Consider the following 6842-nt stretch of genomic DNA (forward strand, 5'->3'; position numbering starts at 1 on the left):
CTGAATCATCTTCAACAACTTCTTCTTTTCCATAATCATCAATTTGGAATTGACGGACATAGTGGACAAGTGTCCATATTTCTTTTTTATTCAAGAGAGAACCATGCGCGCCCATGTATCCTTTTCCATAATATATGCTATGGAATATCTTACCATCAGATAAAGTATCTAATGATTTATATGCAGGAACTACACCCAAATCCCCATAAGCACCACTTTGTATCATTGGGCCATTTCCATCTCCTTTCTCTCCATGGCAATGCATACACATTGCGGCATATAAATCCTTTCCTTCAGACAATATTTTATCTGCATTATCCTTAGTCATTGTATATGGATTAACAGCAATATTCCTTGTTAATTCATACTGACTTTCTTCACTTAAATCCCATCCGTACAAGCCATGAGTTTCTTCCCAAGCCTTTCCGGCTTTGTATTTATTAGGCATCATCATTCTCACATATGACTCATCTGTTCCAACAAACGGAATCGTATATTTGGGGGTTTGTCTAGCTGACAATTTCGTTTTTACTTCTTTATTTTCACGTCCACGAATTTCACCATAATCAACGTATGGTTCAATTGCTGGTGACCGATACATATCAGGCATGAATTCGGTTCCCGGACTATCCGGATCTGACTCACAAGACGGAAGTAAAAAGATGACTCCTAAAAGAGGTAGTAACATCATTAAAATAAAATTCCTTTTCATATTGTCCTTGTTTCTCTAATTACTAAATGTTTTTTTTATCAATTTCAATATAGCCAGTGTCTTTAATCAACTTTTCAAGCTCTTTTTCATCCATTGAATTATCTGCCGTCCTTATTTCTAGAACGAACTTGTCATCTGTTGTCCGAGGGTCTGGATTTTGAGCAGGCATTCCTGGTAATGTCCTATTCTTTAATAAATATGTAATGGCCATACCATGAGCAGCACATAAAACCGTAAACTCAAATGAAATTGGAACAAATGATAGCATATTTTCTAGGTAAGAAAAGTTTGGTTTACCCCCAATATTCATGGGCCAATCTACAATCATAAAGTATCTCATACCAATGGTTGCAAGTGTAAGACCTGTTAATCCATATATAAACGCCATAATACCCAATCGCGTGTTTTTAACACCGATGATAGGATCTATTCCGTGAATAGGAAATGGTGAAAACGCATCTGCAATTTTGATTCCTTTAGAAACCAATTTTTTTGCACCGTCCTTCAACACTCCATCATCATCGTACATTACATAAATTACTTTATTAGCCATACTTTTATAATTAATGGTTTTTATGATAATCGGGTGACTCTTTGTAAGATTGACCTGATCCTTTCAAAATTGATTTAATTTCATTCAAGGCCAATACTGGGAAGAATCTAGCAAATAACAAGAAAAATGTAAAAAACAAGCCAATCGTACCGATATAAACACCAATATCAATGGGACTTGGATAATGCATACTCCAAGAAGATGGTAAATAATCTCTATGAAGTGATGTCATTATAATTACATAACGCTCAAACCACATTCCTATATTTACGACTATCGAGATAAAGAATGTAAACAGTAAACTTCTTCTTAACTTTCTGAACCACATCAACTGAGGGGAAATCACATTACAGGTCATCATGGCAAAGTATGCCCACCAATATGGCCCTGTTGCCCTATTTATGAATGCATAAGCTTCATATTCTACTCCCGAATACCAGGATATGAATAATTCCGTAATGTAGGCTGTTCCGACAATAGACCCAGTTACCATAATTACAATATTCATATACTCAATATGTTTGGTGTGAATGTATGCTTCAAGATTCATTGCTTTTCTCATGATCAACAATAAAGTTTGTACCATTGCAAAGCCTGAAAATACCGCTCCCGCTACGAAATATGGAGGGAATATCGTTGTGTGCCATCCAGGAATGACAGATGTGGCGAAGTCAAAGGATACTATCGAGTGTACAGAGAATACAAGTGGAGTTGCAAGACCAGCTAAAACGAGAGAAACAAGCTCAAAACGATTCCAATGCTTGGCTCTTCCTGACCATCCAAATGATAGTATTGAATACATCTTCTTTGATAAGGGTTTTTTAGCTCTATCTCTGATTGTTGCAAAATCAGGAATCAATCCAATGTACCAAAAAACCAATGAAACAGAAAGGTAAGTCGATATGGCAAATACATCCCATAAAAGAGGGGAGTTGAAATTCACCCATAATGACCCAAATTGATTTGGAATTGGGAGCACCCAATATCCTACCCATAATCTACCCATGTGAATAAGAGGGAATAGCCCTGCCATGAATACCGCGAAAATTGTCATTGCTTCGGCAGAGCGGTTAATTGCCATTCTCCATTTTTGGCGAAACAACAATAAAACGGCCGAGATTAAGGTTCCGGCATGTCCGATACCTACCCACCATACAAAGTTTGTGATATCCCATGCCCAACCAATGGTCTTGTTTAATCCCCAAACTCCAACTCCTGTACCTAGTAAGTATAATATACATCCTACACCATACAAACCTATTATTAAAGCAATCCCAAATAGGATGTACCACATTTTAGGTGCTTTATCCTCTATTGGCCTACAGACATCTTCTGTGATGTCATGATAAGTTTTGTGACCGAGTATGAGTGGTTCTCTTATTGCAGCTTCCTTTTGCATACTGTTTTTTTCTTAATGATGTTTATTATTTGATCCATGATGAGACTTCTTCTCTACTTGCAATTTGGCAAGCAAATCATTTTGCTCATTACGAACTTTAACTTTATACCATACGTTTGGTTTGATACCAACTTCTTCAAGTGCCTGATAAGATCTTTTGTCTTCAGAACTTTTTCTGATTTTAGAATTAACATCGTTCCAATCTCCAACTACTATAGCGTTCGTTGGGCACACATCAGCACATGCTGTCGAAAATTCTCCATCAGCTACTGGTACTTTATCAATCTTAGATTTCAATTTGGTTGCTTGAATTCTTTGAACACAGAATGAACATTTCTCCATTACACCCCTTGACCTTACCGTCACATCAGGGTTCAATACCATCCTTCCAAGGTCATCTTGAGCAGGATTAATTTCGGTAAACTTCTTATAAGAAGGATAATTAAACCAGTTGAACCTTCTCACCTTATATGGACAGTTGTTTGCACAATATCTCGTTCCGATGCATCTGTTATATGTCATTTGATTTAATCCCTCATTACTATGAGTTGTTGCCGCAACCGGACAAACAGTTTCACATGGCGCATGATTACAGTGCTGACACATCATTGGCATGTGTACGACCTTTGGATTTAAAGCGGCAATTTCAGCTTGGTCGTATGAAAAGGATTTTTTGTCCTTCTTCGTACCAACAGCTGCCTCTTCATCCGAAGCAAAATACCTATCTATTCTGAGCCAGTGCATTTCTCTACCCCTTCGAACCTCATCTTTTCCTACTACTGGAACATTATTTTCAGATTGACAAGCTACCAAGCAATTTGAACATCCTATACATGATGACAAATCAATTGACATTCCCCATCGGTGTCCAACATTTTCAACAGGATGCGAATCCCAAATATCAAACTCACTCACAGGCTTTTCAACATGATTTAAATCATCATCCAATGTTTGTAAGGTATGTGCGGGATTATATGCTTCTTTGCCTTTGGAATCGTAGATTTCTTTTGTTGTTTCACGAACAATTGAATGACGTCCCATCACTGTATGATGAATTTGTGTTGCAGCAATAATATACTCTCCATCAACCTTTGACACCTTTCCTGAATTTGAGTAATTAAACTCCTCATTATCCATTGACAACATTGGGAATACATTCGCGCCAATTGGTTTTGGCTTTCCTTTCTCTGTCACCTCATGACCACCATATTCAGCTGTTTGATATGCCGACTTTCCAATTTTTTCTCCATTTTCTCCTCTTCCATAACCCAATGCTACGCCCACTGTACCTGGTGCTTGACCTGGTAAAGGATAAACAGGAAGCGTTTTTGAAATACCATTAACAGTAATTTTAGCCAATGACAGACCATTTTCTTGATCATAAGTGGTTTTATAACCCGCTTTTGTCATCTCAACAGGGTTCATTGTAATGTAGTTATCCCAAGTTACCTTTGAAATTGGGTCAGGCAATTCGTGCAACCATGGATTGTTGGCATTATTTCCAATACCAATTGCTGTTTTTTGATATAATATCACCTCTGTTCCTTTTCCTATACTTGGCATTGAGGCATATGGAGCAGCGCTGAATGACCTCGAATCTTCCAACATTGGTTGCTGAAGCTCTACACAGCTATTGTGCATGACCATATTAAAATCTGCAGTACTTAAACTGGAGAAAGTCTCTTTAATTTTGTCATAAGCAACTGTTGAATCCTTTCCTCCACGTTCCGCTTTTCCAGACCAAACCAAAAAAGATTCCAATGCAGACGCTGTATTATGTAATGGCCTAATTGTCGGTTGTGCCAAGGCGTAGTGATTGGATTTCGGATGGAAATCAGCCCAAGACTCAAGAGCATGATGGTCCGGACAATTGTATGAGCATAAGGCTCCTGTTTCATCAGAATGAGAGTTCAAAGAAACAGTAACTTTCACTTTTTTATTTTTTAAAGCATTCTTAAGATCGTCTTTTGGTAAGGTATATGCTGGATTTGAATTGTAAAACAATACAACATCATATGCCCCAGCAGAAATTCCTTTAACACATTCTAGCAACTTGGCATCTTCCGATTGAAAAAGGTTCAACTCATTATCCAATAATATTGTAGTACCATTAGATTTATTGTGGTGATTAATTTCATTCACCAACTGCTGAAGACCTGTATTATTTGTTCCACATACAACTAACGACTCATTGCCGCTTTCCAATAATGATTTTACTGCAAGGTCGGCTGTTTTCTTTATGGCTGTTGGTAATTTAATTGTACTAGACATTCCCTTAACTCCAGCCAATATATATTTCAGTACATCCGCTTCTTCTGAGGGTTTTGTCATCGCACGATAATCTGCATTTGACCCTGTAACACTCATAACAGACTCAAACTGAAAATGCTTAGACATCCAGTCTCCGTTATTATCCGGATTTCTTTTCTCGCCATATTGCGATGCAAACTCAGTAGGGAGTAACCATGTACTTAAAAAGTCTGCATTAATACTAACAATTGTTTTTGCTTTTGAGAAATCATAGCTTGGAATAAATGACTTTCCAAAATTTAACTCATTCGCCTTTCTCATTGCTGAATACGAAATTGGGTCATACTGTATATGGTTAAATTCACCATTTACAGCTGTCTTTAGATCTGCAATTGCACTTTGCAAAGCAGGACTAATAATTGTATTCGAAATTAACGCAATGCGATTGGCATCTTTAATTGCTTTTGAAATCTCAGTATCGACTGTTTTCCAAGTAGATTTTTTTCCACCTTTCAATGGGTGCTGAATTCTTTCACTATCATAAACACCAAGAACAGAGGCTATAATTGAAGGGGAAACAGATCCACTAGTGAACCCAAAGTGTTTATTACCCTTTATAAAAATAGGACGAGCCTCTCTTGTCTTTACAAGTATGCTTGCGTATGAAGACCCATCATAGTATGTAGATGCATACCAAGTAGGCATACCTGGTGTTACATTTTCTGGTTTCATTACATATGGAACGGCTTTAATAACTGGAGCTTCGCAGGCAGCCACCGTTGCTGCGGCGACAGAAAAACCAAGAAACTTTAAAAAATCTCGACGACCTGTTGATGATTCGCCTAATTTTTCATCAGCTAAAAAACTCTCAATTGAACTTGACTGTGGAAACTCAGATTCTTTTGAATCTCGAAAGGACTTCGTTTCATTCAATTCTTCAATTCCTTTCCAATATTTTTTCGTATTTGCCATACTTCTTATCCTTACAATAGAAAATTTCAATTAATAATGACACTTGGAGCATTCCCATCCACCAAGCTCTTTTACTGTAACTTTACCGTCATCATTGTAGCTATTCAATAAGCTATAATCATTCTTTTTAAGTCTGTTGTGAATTTCTGCATAATATGCGTTATCTGTACCCGCAATTTTAACTCCAGACTGGTTATGACATTCGATACACCAACCCATAGTTAAAGTAGGTTTAGTAAATTCAATTTGACTGTCAATATTTTCTTGAATTTTATTTAATTCACCATGTGGCTGGACTTTAACGGTCTCTTTCATTTTCGCGATATCTCCATGACATTGCTTACAATCTAGACCTCCAACTACTACGTGTTGAGAGTGGTTGAAATAAACGTGGTCTGGCAAATTATGAACTTTATTCCATACAATTGGTGATGTTTCATTCGTGTAAGCACCAGAAGGTCCCTTAGAAGGATCCCATCCTGCTGCAGCATAAATCTTTTCTATTTCACCTTGATACTCCTTTCCTTCACCATTGATTTTTTTATGGCAATTCATACATACATTCACCGATGGTATTCCGGCAGATTTTGATTTGGTAACCGAATTGTGACAATACTTACAATCAATACCGTTGATTCCTGCGTGAACATCGTGAGGAAAAGCAATTGGCTGAGATGGCTGATAATTCTCCATTACATTGATACTGTATAACGTTTTGAACAAGCCTACAAAAACAGAAAGCACAATTACCAATGATACAATCCCCACATAGAGCCTATATTTCCATGCCCAAGTCTTAAATTCTTCTATGTAAGTTAGCGAATCTGTTTCTTCACTGCTTTCTTTAGTTGCAATTTTTAATTGCCTACGGACGCCACTAACAGCCATAATGATAACCACAAACATTGTCCCCAAAATAATCCAAGTCCATGGTGTCCCTCCTTCTTCTTCCTCAG

5 protein-coding genes are annotated in these 6842 nt (G+C 37.4%); all 5 read right to left on the reverse strand.

The window, feature by feature from the left end; translation table 11 throughout:
• On the reverse strand, positions 1–691 hold a 691-nt coding region (locus ISP71_08720; protein ID MBL6664168.1), incomplete at its 3' end, for a cytochrome c.
• 43 nt (positions 692–734) lie between these two features.
• Positions 735–1265 (reverse strand): DUF3341 domain-containing protein, encoded by a 531-nt coding sequence (locus ISP71_08725; protein MBL6664169.1) that lies wholly within the window; start codon positions 1263–1265, stop codon positions 735–737.
• Between the two features lie 10 nt (positions 1266–1275).
• Positions 1276–2664: a polysulfide reductase NrfD gene (nrfD, locus tag ISP71_08730; protein ID MBL6664170.1), complete on the reverse strand. Its 1389-nt coding sequence runs from the start codon at positions 2662–2664 to the stop codon at positions 1276–1278.
• A gap of 12 nt (positions 2665–2676) precedes the next feature.
• Positions 2677–5886, reverse strand: a complete 3210-nt coding sequence (locus ISP71_08735; protein ID MBL6664171.1) for a TAT-variant-translocated molybdopterin oxidoreductase — start codon at positions 5884–5886, stop codon at positions 2677–2679.
• Between the two features lie 30 nt (positions 5887–5916).
• On the reverse strand, positions 5917–6842 hold a 926-nt coding region (locus tag ISP71_08740; GenBank protein ID MBL6664172.1), incomplete at its 5' end, for a cytochrome c3 family protein.

The organism is Flavobacteriales bacterium (genome assembly GCA_016779995.1).
Classification (GTDB): Bacteria; Bacteroidota; Bacteroidia; order Flavobacteriales; family UBA7312; genus UBA8444.

Excerpts from the sequence above, each read along its gene's own strand:
- ISP71_08725 (MBL6664169.1), bottom strand. The coding sequence starts at position 1,265 with ATGGCTAATAAAGTAATTTATGTAATGTACGATGATGATGGAGTGTTG.
- ISP71_08735 (MBL6664171.1), bottom strand. The coding sequence starts at position 5,886 with ATGGCAAATACGAAAAAATATTGGAAAGGAATTGAAGAATTGAATGAA.
- nrfD (MBL6664170.1), bottom strand. The coding sequence starts at position 2,664 with ATGCAAAAGGAAGCTGCAATAAGAGAACCACTCATACTCGGTCACAAA.